Origin of the sequence: Faecalibacillus intestinalis (assembly GCF_003024685.1) — a bacterium.
In the GTDB taxonomy this organism is placed as follows: Bacteria; Bacillota_I; Bacilli_A; order Erysipelotrichales; family Coprobacillaceae; genus Faecalibacillus; species Faecalibacillus intestinalis.
In genome coordinates, this window is the sequence record NZ_PYLQ01000014.1 from 1 (window position 1) to 23,254 (window position 23,254).

A 23,254-nucleotide genomic window follows, 5' to 3' on the forward strand; every position below is an offset into this window, starting at 1 on the left:
CCCCTTAAAGACGATAAGGTAGATAGGTCAGGAGTGTAAGCATGGTGACATGTTAAGCGGACTGATACTAATAGGTCGAGGGCTTGACCGAAAAGGCAAGCGAGCTTGAAAGAAGAAAAACTACTGTCTGGTTTTGAGTGTCCTGAAGACACTTGAAAAGAAGAATCTGGTAATGATAGCATGATGGACACACCTGTACCCATTCCGAACACAGAAGTTAAGCATCATCGCGGCGAAGATAGTACATTGTGCGAAAATAGCTCGTTGCCAGTTCCTTCTTTTTTTTTATGTTTTTACATACTATTAATCATAAGTTCAAATTGAAATGATAATTTTATTCTATATGGAGGGGAAAAGATGTTACAAATAACAGATATCTGTAAACAGTATAAAACGGGAAATTTTATTCAAAAAGCTTTAGATCATGTCAGCCTTAATTTAAGAGATAATGAATTTGTGGCGATACTTGGTCCAAGTGGCTCTGGTAAAACCACACTTTTAAATATTATTGGTGGATTAGATAGATATGACAGTGGAGACTTAATTATCAATGGTATCTCTACAAAAAAATATAAAGACCGAGATTGGGATTCTTATCGTAATCACACAATCGGTTTTGTTTTCCAAAGTTATAACTTAATTCCACATCAGACAATTTTATCCAATGTTGAACTTGCGCTTACTATTTCTGGTGTTTCTAAAGCACAAAGAAGAGAAAAAGCAATTGATGCTCTTACCAAGGTAGGATTAAGACAACAAATTCATAAAAAGCCTAATCAGTTATCAGGAGGACAAATGCAACGTGTTGCTATTGCAAGAGCATTGGTTAATGATCCTAATATTTTATTGGCTGATGAACCAACAGGAGCCTTAGATAGTGAAACGAGTATACAAGTTATGGATTTATTAAAAGAAGTTGCTAAGGACAGACTTGTTGTTATGGTTACTCATAATCCAGAACTTGCCAAAGAATATGCAACACGTATTGTTACATTAAAAGATGGAGTTATTTTAGATGATACAAACCCATATCATGTTAAAAGTTTTGTCCCACAACATCGTAATATGGGGAAAACATCTATGTCTTTACTTACATCACTATCCCTTAGTTTTAATAATTTAAAAACAAAAAAAGGAAGGACTTTTTTAACATCTTTTGCAGGTTCTATAGGGATTATAGGAATAGCTCTTATATTATCTTTATCAAATGGTGTTAATACGTATATTCAAACAATTGAAGAAGATACGTTGTCAGAATATCCTTTACAAATTACAAGTACTGGTATAGATATGTCATCAATGTTAGTAGATGATAGTCAAGATAAAAAACAATCTTCTAAAAATGATATTCAAGTAGCTAATATGATGACTACAATGTTTTCTAAAATTGGATCAAATGATTTAGAATCATTAAGGAGTTATATTCAAAGTAATCAAAAACAATTAAAAAATTATTCCAATGCAATCGAATATACTTATAGTGTGACACCACAAATATATCGCTATCAAGATAATACTTATAGACAAGTTAATCCTGATAAAACATTTAGTTCACTAGGAATGGGATCATCTACAAGTTCAAATAATATGATGTCTTCCATGATGTCTACAGATGTCTTTAAATCCATGCCTAAAAATACCAACTTATTTAGTGGACAATATGATATGAAAGCAGGTCATTGGCCAAAAAAATATAATGAATGTGTTGTTGTTCTTACTTCCTCTGGAAAGATAAGTGATATGATGGCTTATACACTTGGTTTAAGAGATTCATCAGAATTAGATCAAATGGTACAACAGTTTGCTAATGAAGAAGATGTAGATGTGACATTAAAAGAGGATGATTATAGTTATCAAGATATTTTAAATAAAACATTCAAACTTGTTAAATCGGCGGATTATTATGAATATGATGAACAATATCATGTATATAAAGATAAATCTAATGATCAAACATATATGAATCAACTTGTTCAAAATGGTGAAGATTTAAAAATTGTAGGCATTGTCCAACCTAAAGATGACCAAACAGCGACCATGTTATCAACAGGAATTTATTATCCATCATCGCTTGTACAACATATTATAGAAAAGTCATTTACAACCCAAATTGTTCAAGATCAATTAAAAAATAAAAATGTGAATATTTTTACAGGAAATGCTTTTGAAGAAAAAAATTCACAATTTGATTTAAGTTCATTATTTACAATTGATCAAAACAAAATGCAATCAGCATTTAAGTTCAATACACAAGCTTTACAATTAGATTTTACGAATTTAAATCAAGAACTGACACATCTATCACTTCCAACATTAGACATGAATCAAATAATTAATCAAATTCAATTTAATGTTTCAAGTGATCAACTTGATCATTTAGCTAATTCTTTATTAAATGGTTATTTAGAATATGAAAAAAATCATCCAGAAGTAAATATTAATCAAGCTACACAAGAATTTATAAATTACTTGCAAACAGATCATGCACGTCAAGTTATAGAAGAACAAGTAAAGAAATATATTGAAGATGGTATTGATCAAAATGAAATGCAACAAATTATCAATGCAGTCTTAGACGATTATAAAAAACAATTAGGCGCAAATGACTTAGATATTACAAAAATAAATGAGTATTTAATGAGCTATTTAAATTCTCAAGAAGCAAAGAATATTTTAACTCAAGAAATGACATCTATTATACAATCAACAAACATAGAAACACAAATTTCTCAAATTATGTCTCAATATATGCAATCATCTATGCAAAATTTATCATCCTCTCTACAAAGAGGTATTCAAAAAAGTATGATGTCTATGAGTTCTTCAATGGCAAATGCTTTTCAATTTGATAGTCATGCTTTTGCAGAAGCAATGAGCTTTAGTGGTGATGAAAATGATTTTATGAGTATTATTTCATCAATGATGACAAGTGAACAAGATTCATATGATAATAATATAAAGAAATTAGGATATGCTGATTTTAAAAAACCAGCAAGTATTAGTATTTATCCTAAAAACTTTGAAAGCAAAGAAAAAGTGATTCACTTTTTAGATACGTACAATCATAAAATGGAAAAAACAAATCAAGAAGAAAAAGTCATTACGTATACAGATTTTGTGGGAACATTAATGTCTTCGGTAACTGATATTGTTAATGTCATTAGTTATGTCCTTGTAGCCTTTGTAGGTATTTCATTGGTTGTTTCTTCAATTATGATAGGTGTTATTACGTATATTAGTGTTTTAGAACGTAAAAAAGAAATTGGTATATTAAGAGCCATAGGTGCTTCTAAACGTAATATTTCGCAAGTATTCAATGCTGAAACATTTATTATTGGCTTGTTTGCAGGTCTTATTGGAATTATTATTACATTACTCGCTCTTATCCCAGCTAATATTGTTATTCACAATATTGCAGATACAACAGCTGTTAATGCTTCTTTACCACCAGTTGCAGGAATTGTTTTAATTATTTTAAGCGTGATTTTAACTCTACTTGGAGGAATTGTTCCTTCTAAAAAAGCAGCGAAAGAAGATCCTGTAACAGCGTTAAGAACAGATTAAAGAGTCTTTCTATTAGACTTTTTTTTCTTTAGATATATAATAAAATCAAGGAGTGAAGATTATGGTAAAAGTAGATTTAATAACAGGTTTTTTAGGATCTGGTAAAACAACTTTCATAAAAAAATATGCTCAATATTTAATTGATCAAGGATATAGAATTGGAATTATTGAAAACGATTTTGGTGCAGTTAATGTTGATATGATGTTATTACAAGATTTAGAATCAGAAAACTGTGAATTAGAAATGGTAGCAGGAGCTTGTGATAAGGATTGTCATCAAAGACGTTTTAAGACAAAATTGATATCTATGGGAATGAGAGGGTTTGATCGTGTTTTAGTAGAACCGTCAGGTATTTTTGATGTAGAAGAATTTTTTGATGTTTTACATGAAGAACCTCTTACAAATTGGTATGAAATAGGAAATGTATTTGCAATTGTAGATGCCTCATTAGAAAAGAATTTATCTAAAGAAGCCTCTTATTTACTTGCAAGCCAAATTGTAAGTGCAGGAAAAATTATTTTAAGTAAAGTAGATACTACAAGTAAAGGAAGAATTGTAGAAACAATTCAACAAATGAATGATGCACTTGCTTTATTTCATGGAAAACCTCTTCTACAAGAAAGATTAAAAATTAAAAAATGGGATGAAATGACCCAAGAAGATTATCAAGAATTATTAAATAGTCAATATACAAATGATTATATTGAAAAATTATGGTTTAACCAAAATGATGCTTTTCAATCTCTTTATTATATGAATAATAGATTCAATCAAGATGAATTTATTCAAAAAATAAATCATATATTTAAAGATCAAGATTGTGGTCATGTCATGAGAGTTAAAGGTTTTTATCAAAAAGAAAAACACTGGTATGAAATCAATATGACTCAAGAAGATACCTCTATACAAGAAATCAATCAAGGGCAAGATGTCATAATTGTTATGGGTGAAGAACTAAATAAAAATAAAATAGATCAATATTTTAAATAGAGATGTCAAAATCTCTATTTTTTGTTAGAATGAATCCAAGTAGGTGAAACAATGAAAATTATAAAATATTTATTACTGATATTTTTTATCATAAGTTTTATTATTTTTTTACTTCCTTTTTTATTAAAAGGAATCTTAAATATTGGAAATATAGCAGGAATGATAGTTTCTTTAGGCTGTTTCCTTATTATCTTTTTTAATAAGCCATTACATCATTTGATTTTTTCTAAAATAATATTATCTTTCATAATCATCCTTTTAGCAATTATTTCTACGTGTTCTTATAAAATACTTACAAATATGAATATATTACCTCAAGAAGAAACAACAGTTGTTGTTTTAGGATGTCGTGTTAAAAATAAAAAACCAAGTCTTGCATTAAAAGAAAGACTTGATAAAACATATCAATATTTAAATGAAAATCCTAAATTACAATGTATTCTATCAGGTGGACAAGGTGCTAATGAAGAAATATCAGAAGCTAAATGTATGTATCAATATCTTGTAAGTAAAGGAATTGATCCTCATCGCTTATATCAAGAAGATAAGTCTACTTCTACAAGAGAAAATATATTGTTTTCTTATCAATTAATTAAAAAAGAAAATTTACCTAAAGCAATCACGATTATTACAAATGAATTTCATGAATATCGTGCACAAACAATAGCTCGTCGATTAAATATCAAAAGTTATGCTATAAGTGCTCATACTGCTTGGTGGTTATTTCCTACATATTTTGTAAGAGAAATCTTTGGCATTGTTTATGAATTTATTCTTTAGGAGGTAAGATTATGGGAGGAATAAGTGTGTTAGTAGTTTTAGGTTTATTTATGTCTTTTTATGCATTATATCTTTTTTTGATCTTTATCAGCATCTTTTATCTTGTTGAAAATTATATTTTTGAAAGTCTTTTTCTATATAATAAAACACATTCAAAAAAATCATGGATTCCTTATTACAGTAAATATCTTCTAGGAAAAGAAGTAGCATTGGAAAAGGAAGGATTATTTTTAATGATGATTGAAATTATGGGAACAATTCTTTTTTATCTCTCTTTAAATGTTCAATTAGGTTCATTAGATACAATTATCTTTTTATTATTTTTAGGATGTGTTTTACTTTCTTTTATTATGAATATTTATATTTTACATCAAATTATAAAAAAGGTTTATCCTAAATATGGAGATTGGATCACTGTTTTCAATGTTTTAACATTGGGATTTTTTAGATCTATAAGTTTATTCCTTGTTAGAAATAAATAATAAAAAGACTATCTTTTTTTAAAGTTTGTGATAATATATTACACGAAATATGAGGTGATTGAGATGAAACAAGTTGTTTTAGAATTTGATGATGAAGAAATGGAATTATTAGAAGAACAATTTAAACAAATTCAAGATGTTGCTGGAATGGAAACAATTGAAGATTATATATATTATGCGACAATGTCACATTGTAAAACAATGCAAGCAGCATCAAAAATGTTTGGACAATCAGGTGATATTGAAAAACTTATGGCTGATGAAAATGTTCATGTTGGTGTTGTAAACATGCCTATTCAATTATCTAATGTAGAAGATAAAGATGAATTTAGTAGATATTTAAATGATGTTTTAAATGATGCCGTAAAAGACTTCATGAATCGTAATAATGAGCCACTAAATTAAAAAAGCACGTGAGTGCTTTTTTAAATATCTTTTACTTTTTGAGAAAACTCATCAAACCAATCAGAATGATAATTTTCAACATAACCTTGATCAGATAATTGAGTCAATTCACTATCAATAGGTAATTGACCAAGTAATGGAAGTTGATAACGATCAGCCACTTCTTGACTATGACTCTTACCAAACATATAAATTTTCTTATCACAATCAGGACATTTAACATAAGACATATTTTCAACGATACCAATAATATCGACATCCATTTTTTTAGCCATATTAACAGCTTTACTTACAATCATCCCTACAAGTTCTTGAGGACTTGTCACAATGATTATACCATCTAATGGAAGTGATTGAAAAACTGTAAGTGGAACATCTCCTGTTCCTGGAGGCATATCAACAAACATATAATCAACATCTCCCCACATTACATCAGACCAGAATTGTTTGATCATTCCTGCAAGTACGGGACCACGCCAAATAACTGGTGTATCATTTGATTCTAATAATAAATTCGTAGACATAATTTTAATTCCTTGACTACTTTCAACAGGTGTGAATTCTTTACCATTAGATAAAACTTGTTTGTTTTCTACGCCAAAAATACGCCCTATAGAAGGTCCTGTAATATCACCATCTAGAATAGCTACTTTATATCCTTCTCTTTGTTTAGCAAGCGCCAATAATGAAGTTACTGAAGACTTTCCAACGCCTCCTTTACCACTTACAACACCAATCACTTTTTTTACATGAGAATGTGCATTCATTGGTGCTAAAAAATCTTTTTTTGAACATGTACTTTTACATGAATTACAATCATGATTACAATTAGCCATACTACTCTCTCCTTTAACCTCTATACATTATAACCTAAAATCAAAAAATAAAAAAATAATATGATTGACTTTATATTAAAAACTCTTAATAATTAAATCTATGGAGGAAATTTATGAAAAATTTAACTACAGGTCATTCTTTAAAACTTATCTTTTTCTTTGCTTTACCTTTAATGTTCGGTAATCTTTTACAACAACTTTATATCATGGTAGATACCATGATTGTAGGGCGTTTTGTAGGTGTTGATGCATTAGCTTCTATTGGTGGGGCAGATTGGATCAACTGGGCTATTTTAGGACTTTTAATGGGCTTTACACAAGGATTTTCAATTCGTGTATCTAATTGTTTAGGGGCTAATGATGAAAAAGGAATGGAAAAATCAATTGCGATGTCCTATCTTTCATGTTTTGTAATAGCAATTTTAGTTATCATTTTTTCACAAATAATTATCGAACCTTTATTAAAACTATTAAATACACCAAGTCATACAATTCAAGGATCTATTACCTATTTAAGAATCATGTCTGGTGGAGCTTTAATTGTAATCTTTTATAATTGTTTTTCAAGTATTTTAAGAGCTATAGGAGATAGTCGTACACCGCTTATTGCAATGGTCATTGCTGCTTGTTTAAACGTTATACTCGATTTATTATTTGTTTATATCTTTCATCAAGGAATTGCTGGTGCAGCAATAGCAACATTGATTTCACAATTATTTGCAGCTACTTTTTGTTATTTTAAATTAAGAAAAGAATTACCCTTTAAAATTAAAAAAGATAGTTTTCAAATAGATCAAAAACTTATTTATCAACTCATTAAATTAGGTTTACCATTAGCTTTTCAAAACTTGATTATTGCTTTTGGTGGAATTGTTTTACAATCTGTAGTTAATGACTTTGGTTTCTTATTTATTGCTGGTTATACAGCAACAAATAAACTCTATGGAATATTAGAAGTTGTTGCTATATCCTTTGGTTATGCAATTACAACCTTTGTTTCACAAAACTATGGAGCTAAAAAATATCAAAGAATGAAATCCGGTGTTTTTCAAGCAAATATTTTATCTGTTTTTATTTCCATTGTTATTATGATCGTTATTCTATTCTTTGGTAAAAAAATATTATTACTTTTTATATCTACGACACCAAAACAAACACAAATTGTTTTAAAATATGCTTATGATTATTTATTTACAATGGCTGTTTGTTTACCAGTTTTATATATGTTATATTCTTATAGAAGTGCTCTTCAAGGGATGGAAAATACGATTATTCCAATGGTATCAGGAATTGTTGAGTTAATTATGAGAGTATCAGCAGCACTTATTTTACCGCATTATATGGGTGTTTATGGAATATATTTAGCAGAGGTTCTTGCTTGGATTGCTGCTGCAATCATGCTTTATATTTTTTATCATATAGATTTACATCAATTAGATAAAGGAGTTATGTAATTTGGGTTGGCTTATTTTTATGTGGTTTGTCATTTTAATTGTAATGCTTATTCTTTATTTTATCATGATTGCATTTAAGGTAAGTAAGTTATATCATGATATAGAAAAAAGACAAAATGATGATTTTGAAAATATATCAAAGTTTAAAGAAAGGATGATGAAATAATGTTAGGAACATTATATGTTGTTATATCAAGTTCAAAAGAAGAAGATTATCAAAAAGTAAAAGAGGAATTATTAGAAATCTATCCTGATTTTTCAGTATCTCCTTACAAAGAATCACAAATGGAAAAAGATGCTGTTGAATTCTTTGCGACTTGTCAAATAACAAAAGAAAAAGCACAAGAAGTTTTAGGTCAATTAAATAATGATTGGGATGGAGAAGTAGATGATTGTATTGCTTATGGATTTAATACAAAAATGTTTGATTCTCTTGTCTATCATTTAAATTTTCAATTATACGATTAAAATGGATGCCATGGCATCCATTTTAATTTGTATAAATTCCTGAAACAGTAAGCGTACTAGTACCTACAGGAATAGCTAAATTAGGAATTGTAAGTGTTGTTCCAGTAACATAAGTTGTTGGATCATAGATAATAGGTGTAGGTGAATCAGGTGTTGTTAGAGAAATACTATTAATTGTATATCCTGTTGGGAAAACATCACTAAATGAAACATTTGTTGCAGTTTCATTACCATTATTGATAATTTGGAAAGTATAAACAAGTGTGTCTCCACTATAAATACTAGCTTTATTTGCTGATTTGGTAATATCTAATGATACATAATTTGCTAGTGTGACAGTTGCACTAGGATTTGGTGTGACAGCAACGATAGGACCAGTGGTTGATCCACCATTGGCTGTAATTGTTTGTGTATTTGTAAGCACATCTGGTCTTGTTGTAGGTGTCGTTGTTTCAAAAATAATAAGCACATTATCATTAGGATTTATTACATTATCAATGGTAAAAATAACTGTATTATTTGTTATTTGTACGTTTACTTCAATCGGTGTACCATTTAAATAACCTTCTACACTATTATCAATATATTGAGTGAGTCCTTTAGCTAAATCATCGACAACTGTTAAATTATAAAGTGAAGCACTTCCTGTATTTTCTACTCTTGTTACATAAGTGATTGTTTGATTAGGGGTATAAGTATCAAGAAGTGCTTCTTTAGTAGCAGTTAAGTCATAGAGACTTAATATTTGAGTTGTTACTGTATTTGAATTAGTTGTCATATTGTTGTAAAGCAAAGTGGCTTGATTGGCTATATTGTCCATAAATAACCTCCTTTCATTGTACTATATGAGGAATTAAAAAAAGATGTATGGACAAAAGGGCATAGAATAATTATTATTTTTGTGATAGAATTTCAAGTAATTTAAGGAATCGAGGAAAGATATGGATAAGAAAAAAAGGTTATCGGATGATATTGCTGAGATGCTCCTTTCGATGATCGTCGTTGAAAAGAAATATTTACCAGGAGATAAACTTCCTAATGAGATTGAATTATCTAAAGAATTAGGAGTTAGTCGTATTACATTAAGAGAAGCGATACGTATTTTAGTAACACGACATGTTTTAGAAATTAAAAGAGGGAAAGGAACTTTTGTTAGAGAAGATTATGATGTTCAAAGTTATGAAAAGTTCAATATACTTCCAGAAGTTAAAATGGGGGCAGATGATCTTTATGAAATTCGTTTGATTTTTGAACCAGAAATTGCTTATTATGCAACCCTTCGTGCAACAGATAAAGAATTAGAAAGAATTAATGCTTTAAAAAACGAAATTGAAGAATGTATTACAAATAAAAAAAGTTATGCAAAACAAGAAATGTTATTTCACTGTTCTATTGCTCAAGCAACTCATAATGAATTTATGTCTAGGTTAGAACCAGTACTTCAAGAATCTATTCAAAAAGGGGTATTTCTTTATGAATATGAACATGTTTCTAATCAAAATATTATTTCAGATAATAAAACGATTATGGAGTTTATGAATGCAAGAAACGCTGAAGGAGCTAAAAGTGCTATGCGTATTCACATCTTGAGGGCAATCAATCAATTAAAGTTAGAAAAGAAATAATTGATGATTGTTAAAAAAATATTTAAAGAGAGCAGACAACGCTATTGACATAAGACAACGTTAGACGTATAATGGGTAACGAAAAAGGAAATCGAGTAATAAAAATTAAGGGGGATATTAAAAATGGCAAAAATTTTTTATGAATCAGATTGTGACTTATCATTATTAGATGGGAAAACAGTAGCCATCATCGGATATGGTTCACAAGGACATGCACATGCATTAAACTTAAAAGAATCAGGAGTAAAAGTCATCGTAGGATTATATGAAGGATCAAAATCATGGAAAAGAGCTGAAGAACAAGGATTAGAAGTTTATACTTCAGCAGAAGCTGCTAAAAAAGCAGATATTATCATGATCTTAATCAACGATGAATTACAAGCAAAATTATACAAAGAATCAATTGAACCAAACTTAGAAGAAGGAAACATGCTCATGTTTGCTCATGGATTCAATATTCATTTCAACCAAATCGTACCACCAAAAAATGTTGATGTAACAATGATTGCACCCAAAGCACCAGGACATACAGTAAGAAGTGAATATCAAGCAGGAAAAGGAACACCATGTCTAGTAGCCGTAGAACAAGACTACACAGGAAAAGCACAAGACATCGCCTTAGCATACTCACTAGCAATTGGAGGAGCAAGAGCAGGTGTACTAGAAACAACATTCAGAACAGAAACAGAAACAGACTTATTTGGAGAACAAGCAGTCTTATGTGGTGGAGTATGTGCTTTAATGCAAGCAGGATTTGAAACATTAGTAGAAGCAGGATATGATCCAAGAAATGCATACTTTGAATGTATCCATGAAATGAAATTAATTGTAGACTTAATCTATCAATCAGGATTTGAAGGAATGAGATATTCAATTTCAAATACAGCAGAATATGGAGATTATATTACAGGACCAAAGATCATTACAGAAGATACAAAGAAAGCAATGAAACAAATCTTAAAAGATATCCAAGATGGAACATTCGCAAAAGACTTCTTATTAGACATGTCAGCGGCTGGAGGACAAGCACATTTCAAAGCAATGAGAAAATTAGCTGCAGAACATGAATCAGAAAAAGTCGGAAAAGAAATCAGAAAACTTTATTCTTGGTCTGATGAAGATAAATTAATCAATAACTAATCAATTATGAGGATAGAAATATCCTCTTTTTTTATGCAAAAAAGCTATTGAATATAAAATAAATAAGTAAAGATTAAATTAATCTCTACTTATTTAAAACATTCAATAAATTGATTTATAAGAATAGGTGTTTCTTCATTCTTTCTCGTAATAAAAGCAATACCTGTATATAAATCTTTATCTTCTAAATAAGCATATTCTAAAGAAGAATCATAATTTAAAGATAAGCTACTTAAAGGAACGATAGCAACACCAATACCACTGTTTGCCCAAATAAGAGAAGTTCGGCTATCGTCACAAGTCACTTTTATTTGAATTTGAATGTGTTTATTTAGGCTATAATCATTGATTAAAGGAAGATATCTTTGATGGATAATCAAAGGTATCTTTTTTAAGTCTTTCATTTTAGAAATAGGTCTTTTAAAATATTCTTTTTTACCTATAACAATCATAGGTTCTTTTTCTAAATAAAACGTATTAACTTTAGAAGTATCAAAAGGAGTTCTAACAATCCCTAAATCAATATTATGAGACAATAATAAATCAAGTATTTCATAAGTAGAACCTTCATAAATACGATATTGAACATGATCATAGTGTTCAATAAAATGCTTAATATTATCTTGTTGAATTAAACCACCATTAGAAGAAGTAATTCCAATTCTTAATACATCTTGAAAAGATTCTTTTAATTCATTTTTAGTAATTTCAGTTAAATCTAATATTTGAAGACATCTTTTATAAAAACGCATTCCTGCATCTGTTAATTCAATTTGTTTATTTCCTCTTTTTAACAAAGTAATACCAAGTTCTTCTTCTAATTGTTTAAGTTGAATAGATAAAGGGGGCTGTGCCATATGTAAAACCTGTGCAGCTTTAGAAATAGTTCCTTCTTCTACAATTGTTTTAAAATACTTCATTTGTCGAATATCCATTATAAATCCTCCTTTATATGTTAATAATATAATTATTATATAATATATATATTTTACATATAGATAAATCTTATCATATAATAACGCAGAGGTGAAGAATGTGAAACTGTTAAAATATGTAAAAGAGTTTAAGTTTTCAGCAACTTTAGGTTTTTTATTTAAAATCTTTGAAGCTGCTTTAGAATTATGTGTTCCCGTTGTTATGGCCTCTGTCATTGATAAAGGAATTGCTTATAAAGATACCAATTATATTTTAAAATGTGGGCTCGTCCTTATTGGTTTAGCTGTTTTTGGTTATTTATTTGCACTTGTTTGTCAATGGTATGCTTCCCTTACATCACAAAGTGTGGGGACACAACTTAGAAAAGATATGTATCATCAAATCAATCAATATGATGATGCCAATTTAGATACCCTTACAGCACCATCATTAGTTACAAGACTTATTAATGATGTAGTACAAATTCAATTAGCTGTAGCGATGACGATTCGTCTTACATCAAGAGCTCCATTTTTAATGATTGGTTCATTATTTATGGCGTTTATGATCAGTGGTTCTTTATCAATGATCTTTGTTGTAGGGGCGATTATTTTAGCGGTATCGATGTTATCAATTACAATTATTTCGATGCCTTATTTCTCTCGTATTCAAAAGTTATTAGATAAGATTGCTTTAATAGCAAGAGAAAACTTAAAAGGTGTACGTGTTATTCGTGCTTTTTCAAATCAAAATCATGAAGTAAAAAGATTTAATTTAGAAACAAAAAATCAAAAAGATGAACAAGTAAAAGTAGGTAAAATACAAGCTTTATTAAATCCCTTTACTTATTTAATTGTAAACTTTGCAATCATTATTATTATTTATGCTAGTGGTTTCCAAGTCAATGTAGGAAGTCTTTCTCAAGGGGAAGTTATTGCCTTAATTAACTATATGAATAGTATTTTACAAGCACTCATTGTCTTTGCGAATGTTTTATCAATCTACAATAAAGCTACAGCAAGTTATCAAAGAGTTTTTGAAGTACTTGAAACAACACCGCAAGTAGAAGATCAAGGAAGTTATTCAACCCTTATTCCTAATGAAAAAATGATTGAATTTAAAGATGTCAACTTTGGATATCTTCAAAAAGATGTGTTACACAACTTATCATTTACGATCAATAAAGGTGAAACAGTAGGAATTATTGGAGGAACGGGTGCTGGTAAATCAACACTAGTATCCCTTATTGGAAGAAATTATGATGTTAGAAGTGGACAAATTAAAATAGCTGGTAAAAATATTCAAAATTATAAACTAGAAACATTAAGACAACATATCAGTTATGTTTTACAAAATACATCATTGATTTCAGGAACAATTAAAGAAAATATTTGTATGTCAAAACCTTACCAAGAAGAAACAATGAATAAAGCTTTAGAAGTTTCACAAGCTAAAGAATTTGTAAGTCGTCTTCCTCAAGGAATAGAAAGTGCTGTTGTTCAAGGTGGGAAAAACTTCTCTGGTGGACAAAGACAACGTTTAACAATAGCTAGAGCACTTTATAAACAAGCGGATATTTTAGTTTTAGATGATTGTTCAAGTGCGTTAGACTATGCAACAGATGCTGCTTTACAAAAACAATTACAAGAATTAAAAGAAATGACAAAAATTGTTATTTCTCAAAGAACAGCGTCTTTAAAAAGATGTGATCGTATTATGGTTTTATATCATGGTGAACTTGTTGGTTTTGATTGTCATGAAGAATTATTAAAAAATTGTACGGTTTATAAAGAAATTTATGAATCTCAAAATAGTAAGGATGGTGATCTCAATGGATAAAAAAACAATTAAAAGATTGCTTACATATTGTAAACCTTATCGTTTTTTAATTATGTTATTAACACTTTTATCAATTGTCTCTGTTGTCTTTACTTTACTTACACCTGTTTTAATAGGTCAAGCAATAGATTTATTGGTTGGAAAGAATCAAGTTCATTTTCAAGCGTTATTGAACAAACTTATTTTTATTGGAATTGTTATTTTAATTATTTCTTTGATTCAATGGATCACGGGACAAATTACAAATACAATTACTTATAATATTACGAATGATTTAAGAAATAGAGTATTTGATCAAATTCAAGTTCTTCCTTTAAAATATATTGATGCTACAAGTCATGGAGATATTTTAGGAAGATTGATCAATGATATTGATTTAATTGGACAAGGCTTATTACAAAGTTTTACATCCTTGCTTACAGGAATTGCAACAATTGTAGGAACGATTTTGATTATGGCTTATATTCATTTTTCGGTAGCTGTAATTGTGGTTGTTTTAACACCACTTTCTTTACTTGTCGCTTCTTTGATTGTTAAAAGAACACATTCTTATTTCCAAGAACAACTTGCTTTAAGAGGGGAAATGAATGGTTATTGTGAAGAAATGATAGGTAATCAAAAAATTGTTAATATTTTTGATTATCAAGAACAAAACGAAGAAAAGTTTAATGAAATCAATGAACGTATGCATAAAAGTGGGGTTATTTCACAATTCTATGGAGCTTTAATTAATCCTACAACACGTTTAGTTAATAGTATTGTTTATGCTGCTGTTGGTATTTTTGGAGCATTTCAAGTATTAAATGGTTCATTTACAGTAGGTATTCTTTCAAGCTTTTTAACATATGCTAACCAATATACAAAACCATTTAATGAAATATCATCCGTTATGTCAGAAATGCAAACAGCCATTGCGGCTAGTCAAAGAGTCTTTGCATTATTAGATGAAGAAACAATCCAAGAATTAACAACATCTAAAATCATTGAAAATAAACAAGGACATATTATCATTGATCATTTAAATTTCAGTTATGATCCAAGTAAACCATTAATTCAAGATTTTAACTATGAAGCTAAACCAGGAACAATGACAGCTATTGTAGGTAAAACAGGTTGTGGAAAAACAACATTAATTAACTTATTAATGCGTTTCTATGATCCTCAAGGTGGAAAAATTACAATTGATGATGTTAATATTGAAGATATGAACCGAGAAGATTTAAGAAAAATGTACGGTATGGTTTTACAAGATAGTTGGTTATTTAAAGGGACTATTAAAGAAAATATTGCTTATGGAAAAACAAAAGCTAGTGATGAAGAAATCATTGAAGCGGCTAAAAAAGCACGTGTGCATAAATATATTATGTCTCTTCCTCAAGGATACGATACAATGGTCGAAGAAGATGGTGGAAATATGTCTCAAGGACAAATGCAACTTGTGTGTATTGCACGTATTATGTTAACACATCCACCAATGTTGATTTTAGATGAAGCAACAAGTTCAATCGATACGCGTACAGAATTACAAATTCAAAAAGCTTTTGATGAAATGATGAAAGGAAGAACAACCTTTATTGTTGCTCACCGTTTATCAACGATTAAAAATGCCAATCAAATCATCGTTATGGATCAAGGACATATTGTAGAAATTGGTAATCATGAAGAATTGCTTCAAAAACAAGGTTATTATCATCAACTTTATTACAGTCAATTCGAAACTGAATAATCAAGAAAGTTACGATTTTAAGTCGTAACTTTTTTATTAGTTACTTTGAAGTAACTATACCACAATATTGTGCGTGCTTTTTTTTATTAGAAATAAAATTATAATGAAAAACGAAAAAGGAGGCACAACAATGAATGTTTCAACTTGTTTAAATATTTTAAGAGAAATCAAAGATGTTGCTTTTGCAACCGTTGATGAAAATAATCAACCACAAGTAAGAATTATAGATGTGATGTTGGTTGAAGATAATAAATTATATTTTTGTACAGCAAGAGGAAAAGATTTTTATAAACAATTAAAAAATCATCCATACGTTGCAATTATAGGAATGAATAAAGAGTATCAAATGGTTCGTTTAAATGGACTTGTTAAACGATTAGAAAAGCAAAAATATTGGATAGATCGTATTTTTAAACATAATTCATTAATGAATTATGTTTATCCAAATGAGAGTCGTTATATTTTAGAAGCCTTTTGTCTTGAAGAAGGTGAACTAGAATTCTTTGATTTAGGCAAAGAACCTATTTATAGAGAGAGTTTTTCAGTGAATAAAGAGATAAAACCTAAGGGATTTATCATTAGTAATCAATGTATTCAATGTGGCTTATATCAAAAGAATTGTCCACAACAATGTATTTCAAATTATCAAATTCAACAAGAACGTTGTTTATATTGTGGATTATGTTATGAAAAATGTCCTGTACAAGCAATAGAAAGTAAAGTATTGTAATATTCATACATTAGCTAAAGTGATTGATAATATAAGAGAAAGAATGCAAAGTGATGATAGTTTTTCTTATTCCTATTTTCCGGTAATTCAATTTTATGATTATGGAAATGAAATTAAACAAAAACTCTCTATTGGTTATGGCAAAGAACTTCCTATAGGGAGTTCCTTAGAAATTATGTATGAGGAAAATAATCCTAAACGTATATTGATTTTAGAAAATAATCCACAAAAAAAGCTATATATCATTTTTATAATTGTGGGTATTTCTTCGTTAATAGCAGGTTTAATAATACGTATTCTTTAAAGACTTACGAGATGATTTCGTAGGTTTTTTTATTAGAAACTTTTTTGGACTATCCGCCCATTGAAGAAGGTAGGAGAGATTGCTAAAATAATAATAGAAATGAGACAAATGTGAGACGAATTATCTTTAAACATATGATACAATGATAGAAAATGTAGATGATCCAACAGAAATCAAAAGATATCGAGATGTCGTAGAAATCAGTCAAAGTATGTTTGCAGGAAATTATGATGACTTAAGAAATAATCGTAAAATCGAAACAGAAAGCTTCACGATGGCGGCAACATTTACGTGTACAAATATTAGAAGAGAAGACTTACCAGAAGAAGATGAAATCAATATGTGTAAGGCAATGGATCAATTATTTCAAAGAACGAGAGATGAAAGAAAACTCAATACTTTAAAAGAATTGCTTAAAGTGAAATTAGGAACTTTATCAAGTCCTTTAGAAAAACAACTCACAAATACATTGCTAGAAAAATTGAATGAACTTACATTAAATATCTTTAACATCAATAGTGAAGAAGGTGTTTTAAAAATTATTAATTAAAAAATAAACAGTTTGAAATAAATGCTATCTCAAACTGTTTTTTAATGTAAATTATTCAATTAAAAGAAAGATTTAAAGGAGTAGTTGATTCTTTTGTACCATGAGGAAGACGTTTTTTTAAAGGAATGACTTTAAAACCAGGGCATAGATACATAAAAGGGGAATAACGTAATTCATGGCTAAGTATAGAAATAACTGTTTTTTGATCTAAAGATGTATAAACATCAAAAACAAGGTCAAAATCTAAAGGATGAATGTTTTTTAATTGAATGCGAGAATCTTTATGATTTTTAATCATTAATTTAAAAATGTGATAGTTACCTGCTGTAATACATAATTTCATGAAAGCACCTCCTTTTATAGTTTGAACAAAAGCATAAATAATATGATTAAAAATAGACAATTTTTATTAAAAAAATTATAATAAAGGAAACGGGGAGCTTTTTGCTGAGAGTAAGTATTGACTTAGACCCATAACCTGATTTGGATAATGCCAACGTAGGAGATATAAACGTTAACAGAGTTCAACAGGGCTCTCTTTTTATTTCCAGGGAAATAAAAAAAGAATATTGTAAAGAAAGAAGGAAATTTGATGAAATTAAATAAAGAAGATTTATTATTGTATGGAGTAACAGATTCAAAATATTTAAAAGGAAGAAAAATGTCGGAATTAGTTGAAGAAGCCATTCTTGGTGGTGTAACAATGATTCAACTAAGAGAAAAAGAAATGACACATGAAGCATTTAAACAAGAAGCATTGGATGTTCAAAGTGTGTGTCAAAAACATCATGTTCCTTTGATTATTAATGATGATGTTGAATTGTGTAAAGAAATTGATGCAGATGGGGTTCATATTGGGCAAGATGATTTAAATTTAAAAGAAGCAAGAAAAATATTAGGTGAAGATAAAATTATTGGTGTATCTGCACATAATTATGAAGAAGCAAAAATAGCTTTAGAAAATGGGGCTGATTATTTAGGTGTCGGAGCTATTTTTGCAACTCAAACAAAAGATGATGCACAAAATATTTCAATGGATACATTAAATGAAATTTGTCAAAAAGTTGATATTCCTGTGGTTGCCATTGGTGGTATTAATCAAGTGAATATCTTAGAATTTATGGGTGTTGCTATTGATGGTGTTGCTATCGTTTCAAGTATCTTTGGAAGTGATGATATCCAAAAAGCAAGTAGCCTATTAAAAGATAAAATTCAAAGAGTTATCTCTAACAAAATGCCAACTTGCCTTACAATTGCAGGTAGTGATAGTAGTGGAGGTGCAGGAATTCAGGCAGATTTAAAAACAATGCTTGCAAATCGTGTTTATGCCATGTCTGTTATTGCTGCATTAACGGCTCAAAATACAACAGGAGTCGACGCGATTTATGATGTGGGTGCTTCTTTTGTCGCAAGTCAAATGGATAGTGTGTTTACAGATATTTATCCAATGGCTGTTAAAATTGGAATGGTTTCTCAAAAAGAAGTCATTTTATCTATTAGTGGAAAGTTAAAACAATATCATGCACGTAATATCGTTGTTGATCCTGTGATGGTGGCTACAAGTGGGGCAAAACTTATTAGTGATGAAGCTATTGATACATTAAAAGAAAATCTCTTCCCACTCGCAACGGTTTTAACACCAAATATTCCTGAAGCCGAAGTTTTATCAGGATTAAAAATCAATAATGAAGAAGAAATGTTAACAGCAGCTAAATATATTGGAGATCATTATCATTGTGCAGTATTACTTAAAGGTGGACATCAAATCAATGATGCTAATGATTTACTTTATAAAGAAGGTAATTATCAATGGTTTAAAGGAAAACGTATTAATAACAATAATACTCATGGTACGGGATGTACTTTATCAAGTGCGATTGCTTCTTATTTAGCACGAGGTGAAAATTTGGAAAATGCTGTTAAAAAAGCTAAAGATTATATTTCGGGAGCGCTTGCGGCAATGCTTGATTTAGGACAAGGACAAGGCCCAATGGATCATGGTTATGTTTTAGATAAAAAAGATTAGACGAATTGTCTATTTTATAGGTATAATAGTGGCGGGTGATGAAAATGAATTATTATGAAGAAGCCTTGAAATTACATGAAAAACATCAAGGAAAAATACATACGGAATTAAATTGTGAAATTAATACAATGGATGATATGTCTGTTGTTTATACGCCAGGGGTTGCTGAACCTTGTCGTAAGATTGCTGAAAATGAAGAAGATGTTTATCGTTATACAACAAAATCAAATACAATTGCTGTTGTCTCAAATGGAACAGCTGTTTTAGGACTTGGAAATATTGGAGCCAAAGCTTCGATTCCAGTCATGGAAGGAAAAGCTGCTCTATTTAAAAAATTCGGAGATGTCAATGCGGTACCTATTTGTTTAGATACACAAGATAAAGAAGAATTGATTCAAACAGTTAAAAATATTGCACCATGTTTTGGTGGAATCAACTTAGAAGATATTGCTTCTCCAGATTGCTTTGAAATCGAAGAAAGATTAGATCAAATGTTAGATATTCCTGTATTCCATGATGATCAACATGGAACAGCTGTTGTTGTTTTAGCGGCCTTATATAACGCTTTAAGAGTGACAAAAAAAGATATCAAAGATATTACAGTTGTTTTAAATGGACCAGGAGCTGCAGGAACAGCTATTATTAAAATGATGCATACAGCCGGTGTTGGTAAAATTATTGCAGTGGATGAATTTGGGATTTTATATAAAGATAGACAAGAAGGACTTATTCCTCATAAGCGTGCTTTATGTGATATTACTAATCCTGATAATATGCAAGGTACATTAGCTGATGCATTAAAAGGTGCAGATGTTTTTGTAGGTGTTTCTAAACCAAATCTAGTAACTGATGAAATGGTTCATTCAATGAATAATGATCCAATTATCTTTGCAATGGCAAATCCTGAACCAGAAATTACTTATCAAAAAGCCAAAGCAGCAGGAGCAAGAGTTGTTGGAACAGGTCGTTCAGATTATCCAAATCAAATTAATAATGTTTTAGCTTTCCCTGGTATTTTTAAAGGAGCATTAGAAGCAAGAGTTCCTTCAATTACACCAGAAATGAAAGTAGCTGTGGCTAAAGCTATTGCAGATACAATCAGTGATGAAGATTTAAATGAAGAAAATATCATGCCAAAAATCTTCAATAAAGATGTGACAGCAGCTGTTGCTGATGCAATTAAACAATTTGCTAAATAAAAAAGATATTAACAAAATAAATGACCCTACCTATTTGGTAGGGCTATTTCATATAATTATATTATCATAGTTAAAGTGAAAGAAATCGATGATAAATATGGGTAGAGAGAATAGGGTGAAAATGATCAGTGAAAATAATTGAGATAAAAGATAGAAATGATGAACTATTAAATACACTGTAAATGTTTGGGAAGATTCTGTAAAAGCCACACATACATTTTTAAATGAACAAGAAATTGAACATATTAAAGAATATATTCCAATGGCATTAAAGAATGTTGAACATTTGATGGTTGTAGATAATGATGATGCTGTGGGATTTATGGGAATTGAAAATCATAAATTAGAGATGTTGTTTATAGCTTCTAACCAAAGAGGAAAAGGGCTAGGTAAAGCTTTACTACAATATAGTATGAAGAATTATGGTGTTTGTGAATTAACGGTAAATGAGCAAAATCCGCAGGCTATTGGTTTTTATGAAGTAATGAGATTTAAAACATACAAGAAAACAGAATTAGATGAAGCAGGAAACCCTTATCCGCTGTTATATATGAAATTAGATAGATAAGATTTTATAGAATTGTTTAAAAAATTAATTATAATGAATATGAAAAAAGAACAACAAACGGTTTACCTTGGATTTTAATAGTATGAAATAACTATCACACATTTTTCTAGAAACAAGAGGTAGTTATTTTTGTTATATATAGAAGTAATTTTACAATGATATCTATTACTGACATGCTTAATGCAAGTGTCCATACTAAATAATATATAACAAAAATGATTCTATTATGATAGAATGATACAAGGAGGTACATAGTATGGAAGTTATGCTTATTGTTGGGTTATTTGCTTCATCTGCGCTTTCCTTAAATTTTATTGTTAATCAAAAATATAAATTAGCAGGATCAATGAATATTATTAACTTATGTTTAGTGGTAGCGACAGCTTATCAATTTGATCAAGTAAAGAATATTGTTTGGTTATTTGGAATTGCGACAGGAGTTGTACTTGTTTATTTTGTAGTAAGATTTCTTTTAAAGAAGAAGAAAAAAGAAAAACAACAATCTATTGAAAATAAGGTTGTTGATGTAGATGTTGTAGATAAGGAGAATTAGAGAATGGAAAAAGTATTAATTGAAATTGAAATGGAAAATGGAGATGTGATGAAAGGAGAACTTTATCCTGAAGTTGCACCAATTACAGTAGAAAACTTTTTAAAATTAATTGATGAAGATTTTTTTGCAGGATTGATTTTCCATAGAGTTATCCCAGAATTTATGATTCAAGGTGGGGGATATACAAAAGACTTTAAAGAAAAACATTGTGATTCTATTAAAGGTGAATTTAAAAGCAATGGTGTTAACAATGAATTAAAACATACAGAAGGTGTTTTATCTATGGCTAGAACAATGATCAAAGATTCAGCATCTTCACAATTCTTTATTATGCATAAACCAGCACCACATTTAGATGGTGAATATGCTGCATTTGGTAAAATTACTGAAGGTTTAGATATTGTAGATCAAATTGCCAATGTCCCTACAAACTTCCAAGATTGTCCAACAGCACCAGTTGTGATCAAAACAATTAGAAGAGCGTAATTGTATGAAAGTAATGTTTATATCAGATATTCATGGTTCTTATTATTGGGCAAATAGGGCCATTGAAAAATATCATGAAGAAAAAGCGGATAAACTTATTATTTTAGGGGATATTTTATATCATGGACCACGTAATGATTTACCTAAGGATTATAATTGTAAGAAGGTTATTGCTTTATTAAATCCTTTAAAGAAGGATATTATTGCAGTTAGAGGAAATTGTGATAGTGAAGTTGATCAAATGGTTTTAGATTTCCCTATGCGTAGTGACTATGCTTTAATGGATGTTGATCAACATCATTTCTTTATGACACATGGACATTTATTTAATGAAGATCAACTTCCTTTATTAAATGAAAATGATATTTTGATTTATGGACATTTTCATAAACCACTTGCTAAAAAAGAAAACGGTATTTATATTTTAAATCCGTCTTCGATTTCTTTACCTAAAGAAGGTACGAATAGCTATGGTATTTATGAAAATGACTGTTTTACAATTAAAACATTTGATAATGAAATTGTAAAACAAATACAATTAGATTAATGAAAGAATCGTTTGATAGATAATATCAAGCGATTTTTTTAATGTGTGCCGGGCATGGCACTAATT

The 23,254-nt window shown here is 29.3% G+C and carries 25 protein-coding genes and 2 rRNA genes; 23 read left to right on the top strand and 4 right to left on the bottom strand.

Features of this window, described 5'->3' with window-relative positions; genetic code table 11:
• The 7 genes from C7U54_RS09655 to C7U54_RS09685 all read left to right on the top strand — a co-directional run.
• Positions 1-91 (top strand): 23S ribosomal RNA (locus C7U54_RS09655); the annotation flags it as partial.
• Positions 92-165: 74 nt separating this feature from the next.
• Positions 166-273, top strand: a 5S ribosomal RNA gene (rrf, locus tag C7U54_RS09660).
• A gap of 84 nt (positions 274-357) precedes the next feature.
• Entirely contained in the window at positions 358-3,564 is a 3,207-nt protein-coding gene (locus tag C7U54_RS09665; RefSeq protein WP_107030155.1) for an ABC transporter ATP-binding protein/permease, read from the top strand.
• Between the two features lie 61 nt (positions 3,565-3,625).
• Positions 3,626-4,555 (top strand): GTP-binding protein, encoded by a 930-nt coding sequence (locus C7U54_RS09670; RefSeq protein WP_107030156.1) that lies wholly within the window; start codon positions 3,626-3,628, stop codon positions 4,553-4,555.
• Positions 4,556-4,606: 51 nt separating this feature from the next.
• A complete protein-coding gene (locus C7U54_RS09675; RefSeq protein ID WP_107030157.1) occupies positions 4,607-5,335 on the top strand; it encodes a YdcF family protein in 729 nt (242 codons plus the stop codon).
• A gap of 11 nt (positions 5,336-5,346) precedes the next feature.
• Positions 5,347-5,817, top strand: coding sequence for a hypothetical protein (locus C7U54_RS09680; RefSeq protein ID WP_107030158.1), 471 nt, complete (start codon positions 5,347-5,349; stop codon positions 5,815-5,817).
• Positions 5,818-5,880: 63 nt separating this feature from the next.
• Positions 5,881-6,222, top strand: coding sequence for a hypothetical protein (locus C7U54_RS09685; protein ID WP_022002559.1), 342 nt, complete (start codon positions 5,881-5,883; stop codon positions 6,220-6,222).
• 20 nt (positions 6,223-6,242) lie between these two features.
• On the opposite strand, the gene C7U54_RS09690 is transcribed toward C7U54_RS09685, so the two are convergent.
• Complete coding sequence (locus C7U54_RS09690; RefSeq protein WP_022002560.1) at positions 6,243-7,058, bottom strand: Mrp/NBP35 family ATP-binding protein; 816 nt, start codon at positions 7,056-7,058, stop codon at positions 6,243-6,245.
• Positions 7,059-7,171: 113 nt separating this feature from the next.
• Here C7U54_RS09690 and C7U54_RS09695 point away from each other — a divergent pair, with 113 nt between their 5' ends.
• From C7U54_RS09695 to C7U54_RS09700, 3 genes are read left to right on the top strand one after another with little or no spacing between them, the layout of a single operon-like run.
• Complete coding sequence (locus C7U54_RS09695) at positions 7,172-8,512, top strand: MATE family efflux transporter (protein ID WP_107030159.1); 1,341 nt, start codon at positions 7,172-7,174, stop codon at positions 8,510-8,512.
• 1 nt (position 8,513) lies between these two features.
• A complete protein-coding gene (locus C7U54_RS14615) occupies positions 8,514-8,678 on the top strand; it encodes a hypothetical protein (protein WP_022002562.1) in 165 nt (54 codons plus the stop codon).
• Positions 8,678-8,980 (top strand): hypothetical protein, encoded by a 303-nt coding sequence (locus C7U54_RS09700; RefSeq protein ID WP_107030160.1) that lies wholly within the window; start codon positions 8,678-8,680, stop codon positions 8,978-8,980. Before C7U54_RS14615 ends, C7U54_RS09700 begins: the two co-directional genes overlap by 1 nt.
• Before the next feature lie 22 nt (positions 8,981-9,002).
• Here the strand turns inward: C7U54_RS09700 and C7U54_RS09705 are convergent, their stop codons facing one another.
• Entirely contained in the window at positions 9,003-9,800 is a 798-nt protein-coding gene (locus C7U54_RS09705) for a DUF11 domain-containing protein (RefSeq protein WP_107030161.1), read from the bottom strand.
• A 121-nt stretch (positions 9,801-9,921) separates the two neighbouring features.
• Between C7U54_RS09705 and C7U54_RS09710 the strand changes: the two genes are divergently transcribed.
• Both C7U54_RS09710 and ilvC read left to right on the top strand, forming a co-directional pair.
• Complete coding sequence (locus C7U54_RS09710; RefSeq protein WP_107030162.1) at positions 9,922-10,605, top strand: FadR/GntR family transcriptional regulator; 684 nt, start codon at positions 9,922-9,924, stop codon at positions 10,603-10,605.
• Between the two features lie 123 nt (positions 10,606-10,728).
• Complete coding sequence (gene ilvC / locus C7U54_RS09715; protein WP_107030163.1) at positions 10,729-11,745, top strand: ketol-acid reductoisomerase; 1,017 nt, start codon at positions 10,729-10,731, stop codon at positions 11,743-11,745.
• Between the two features lie 89 nt (positions 11,746-11,834).
• Here the strand turns inward: ilvC and C7U54_RS09720 are convergent, their stop codons facing one another.
• Complete coding sequence (locus C7U54_RS09720; protein WP_107030164.1) at positions 11,835-12,680, bottom strand: LysR family transcriptional regulator; 846 nt, start codon at positions 12,678-12,680, stop codon at positions 11,835-11,837.
• A gap of 100 nt (positions 12,681-12,780) precedes the next feature.
• Here C7U54_RS09720 and C7U54_RS09725 point away from each other — a divergent pair, with 100 nt between their 5' ends.
• The 5 genes from C7U54_RS09725 to C7U54_RS09745 all read left to right on the top strand — a co-directional run bounded on the left by C7U54_RS09725 (position 12,781) and on the right by C7U54_RS09745 (position 17,809).
• Positions 12,781-14,499 (top strand): ABC transporter ATP-binding protein, encoded by a 1,719-nt coding sequence (locus C7U54_RS09725; protein ID WP_107030165.1) that lies wholly within the window; start codon positions 12,781-12,783, stop codon positions 14,497-14,499.
• Positions 14,492-16,225, top strand: coding sequence for an ABC transporter ATP-binding protein (locus tag C7U54_RS09730; protein ID WP_107030166.1), 1,734 nt, complete (start codon positions 14,492-14,494; stop codon positions 16,223-16,225). The genes C7U54_RS09725 and C7U54_RS09730 overlap by 8 nt, the downstream gene beginning before the upstream one ends.
• A 130-nt stretch (positions 16,226-16,355) precedes the next feature.
• The gene (locus C7U54_RS09735; RefSeq protein ID WP_107030167.1) at positions 16,356-16,955 is read left to right on the top strand and encodes a pyridoxamine 5'-phosphate oxidase family protein; all 600 of its coding nucleotides are present in this window, start codon (positions 16,356-16,358) and stop codon (positions 16,953-16,955) included.
• Positions 16,956-16,998: 43 nt separating this feature from the next.
• Positions 16,999-17,259 (top strand): DUF3592 domain-containing protein, encoded by a 261-nt coding sequence (locus C7U54_RS09740; protein WP_022001424.1) that lies wholly within the window; start codon positions 16,999-17,001, stop codon positions 17,257-17,259.
• Positions 17,260-17,401: 142 nt separating this feature from the next.
• Entirely contained in the window at positions 17,402-17,809 is a 408-nt protein-coding gene (locus tag C7U54_RS09745) for a hypothetical protein (RefSeq protein ID WP_107030168.1), read from the top strand.
• A gap of 55 nt (positions 17,810-17,864) precedes the next feature.
• Here the strand turns inward: C7U54_RS09745 and C7U54_RS09750 are convergent, their stop codons facing one another.
• On the bottom strand, positions 17,865-18,152 hold the full coding sequence (locus tag C7U54_RS09750) for a hypothetical protein (RefSeq protein WP_022001422.1): 288 nt from the start codon (positions 18,150-18,152) through the stop codon (positions 17,865-17,867).
• A 249-nt stretch (positions 18,153-18,401) separates the two neighbouring features.
• Between C7U54_RS09750 and thiD the strand changes: the two genes are divergently transcribed.
• The 6 genes from thiD (at position 18,402) to yfcE (ending at position 23,188) form a co-directional block, all read left to right on the top strand.
• On the top strand, positions 18,402-19,835 hold the full coding sequence (gene thiD, locus C7U54_RS15675) for a bifunctional hydroxymethylpyrimidine kinase/phosphomethylpyrimidine kinase (protein WP_107030169.1): 1,434 nt from the start codon (positions 18,402-18,404) through the stop codon (positions 19,833-19,835).
• 44 nt (positions 19,836-19,879) lie between these two features.
• On the top strand, positions 19,880-21,034 hold the full coding sequence (locus C7U54_RS09760; protein WP_022001420.1) for an NAD(P)-dependent malic enzyme: 1,155 nt from the start codon (positions 19,880-19,882) through the stop codon (positions 21,032-21,034).
• Positions 21,035-21,296: 262 nt separating this feature from the next.
• Positions 21,297-21,602 carry a GNAT family N-acetyltransferase gene (locus C7U54_RS09765; RefSeq protein ID WP_233544744.1) on the top strand — a complete coding sequence of 102 codons (306 nt, stop codon included), beginning with the start codon at positions 21,297-21,299 and terminating at the stop codon, positions 21,600-21,602.
• A gap of 256 nt (positions 21,603-21,858) precedes the next feature.
• A complete protein-coding gene (locus C7U54_RS09770) occupies positions 21,859-22,155 on the top strand; it encodes a hypothetical protein (protein ID WP_107030171.1) in 297 nt (98 codons plus the stop codon).
• A gap of 3 nt (positions 22,156-22,158) precedes the next feature.
• Positions 22,159-22,641 carry a peptidylprolyl isomerase gene (locus tag C7U54_RS09775; protein WP_107030172.1) on the top strand — a complete coding sequence of 161 codons (483 nt, stop codon included), beginning with the start codon at positions 22,159-22,161 and terminating at the stop codon, positions 22,639-22,641.
• A gap of 4 nt (positions 22,642-22,645) precedes the next feature.
• Positions 22,646-23,188 carry a phosphodiesterase gene (gene yfcE, locus C7U54_RS09780; protein WP_107030173.1) on the top strand — a complete coding sequence of 181 codons (543 nt, stop codon included), beginning with the start codon at positions 22,646-22,648 and terminating at the stop codon, positions 23,186-23,188.
• Positions 23,189-23,254: the final 66 nt, after the last annotated feature.

What these genes read in the sequence shown, in the direction of transcription:
- ilvC (WP_107030163.1), top strand. Translation starts at nt 10,729, where the DNA reads ATGGCAAAAATTTTTTATGAATCAGATTGTGACTTATCATTATTAGAT.
- C7U54_RS09740 (WP_022001424.1), top strand. Translation starts at nt 16,999, where the DNA reads ATGCAAAGTGATGATAGTTTTTCTTATTCCTATTTTCCGGTAATTCAA.
- C7U54_RS09685 (WP_022002559.1), top strand. Translation starts at nt 5,881, where the DNA reads ATGAAACAAGTTGTTTTAGAATTTGATGATGAAGAAATGGAATTATTA.
- C7U54_RS09665 (WP_107030155.1), top strand. Translation starts at nt 358, where the DNA reads ATGTTACAAATAACAGATATCTGTAAACAGTATAAAACGGGAAATTTT.
- C7U54_RS09760 (WP_022001420.1), top strand. Translation starts at nt 19,880, where the DNA reads ATGAATTATTATGAAGAAGCCTTGAAATTACATGAAAAACATCAAGGA.
- yfcE (WP_107030173.1), top strand. Translation starts at nt 22,646, where the DNA reads ATGAAAGTAATGTTTATATCAGATATTCATGGTTCTTATTATTGGGCA.
- C7U54_RS09700 (WP_107030160.1), top strand. Translation starts at nt 8,678, where the DNA reads ATGTTAGGAACATTATATGTTGTTATATCAAGTTCAAAAGAAGAAGAT.
- C7U54_RS09710 (WP_107030162.1), top strand. Translation starts at nt 9,922, where the DNA reads ATGGATAAGAAAAAAAGGTTATCGGATGATATTGCTGAGATGCTCCTT.
- C7U54_RS09735 (WP_107030167.1), top strand. Translation starts at nt 16,356, where the DNA reads ATGAATGTTTCAACTTGTTTAAATATTTTAAGAGAAATCAAAGATGTT.
- C7U54_RS09730 (WP_107030166.1), top strand. Translation starts at nt 14,492, where the DNA reads ATGGATAAAAAAACAATTAAAAGATTGCTTACATATTGTAAACCTTAT.
- C7U54_RS09695 (WP_107030159.1), top strand. Translation starts at nt 7,172, where the DNA reads ATGAAAAATTTAACTACAGGTCATTCTTTAAAACTTATCTTTTTCTTT.
- C7U54_RS09675 (WP_107030157.1), top strand. Translation starts at nt 4,607, where the DNA reads ATGAAAATTATAAAATATTTATTACTGATATTTTTTATCATAAGTTTT.
- C7U54_RS09705 (WP_107030161.1), bottom strand. Translation starts at nt 9,800, where the DNA reads ATGGACAATATAGCCAATCAAGCCACTTTGCTTTACAACAATATGACA.
- C7U54_RS09765 (WP_233544744.1), top strand. Translation starts at nt 21,297, where the DNA reads ATGGCATTAAAGAATGTTGAACATTTGATGGTTGTAGATAATGATGAT.
- C7U54_RS09680 (WP_107030158.1), top strand. Translation starts at nt 5,347, where the DNA reads ATGGGAGGAATAAGTGTGTTAGTAGTTTTAGGTTTATTTATGTCTTTT.
- C7U54_RS09690 (WP_022002560.1), bottom strand. Translation starts at nt 7,058, where the DNA reads ATGGCTAATTGTAATCATGATTGTAATTCATGTAAAAGTACATGTTCA.
- C7U54_RS09745 (WP_107030168.1), top strand. Translation starts at nt 17,402, where the DNA reads ATGATAGAAAATGTAGATGATCCAACAGAAATCAAAAGATATCGAGAT.
- C7U54_RS09670 (WP_107030156.1), top strand. Translation starts at nt 3,626, where the DNA reads ATGGTAAAAGTAGATTTAATAACAGGTTTTTTAGGATCTGGTAAAACA.
- C7U54_RS09770 (WP_107030171.1), top strand. Translation starts at nt 21,859, where the DNA reads ATGGAAGTTATGCTTATTGTTGGGTTATTTGCTTCATCTGCGCTTTCC.
- C7U54_RS09775 (WP_107030172.1), top strand. Translation starts at nt 22,159, where the DNA reads ATGGAAAAAGTATTAATTGAAATTGAAATGGAAAATGGAGATGTGATG.
- C7U54_RS09720 (WP_107030164.1), bottom strand. Translation starts at nt 12,680, where the DNA reads ATGGATATTCGACAAATGAAGTATTTTAAAACAATTGTAGAAGAAGGA.
- C7U54_RS09750 (WP_022001422.1), bottom strand. Translation starts at nt 18,152, where the DNA reads ATGAAATTATGTATTACAGCAGGTAACTATCACATTTTTAAATTAATG.
- thiD (WP_107030169.1), top strand. Translation starts at nt 18,402, where the DNA reads ATGAAATTAAATAAAGAAGATTTATTATTGTATGGAGTAACAGATTCA.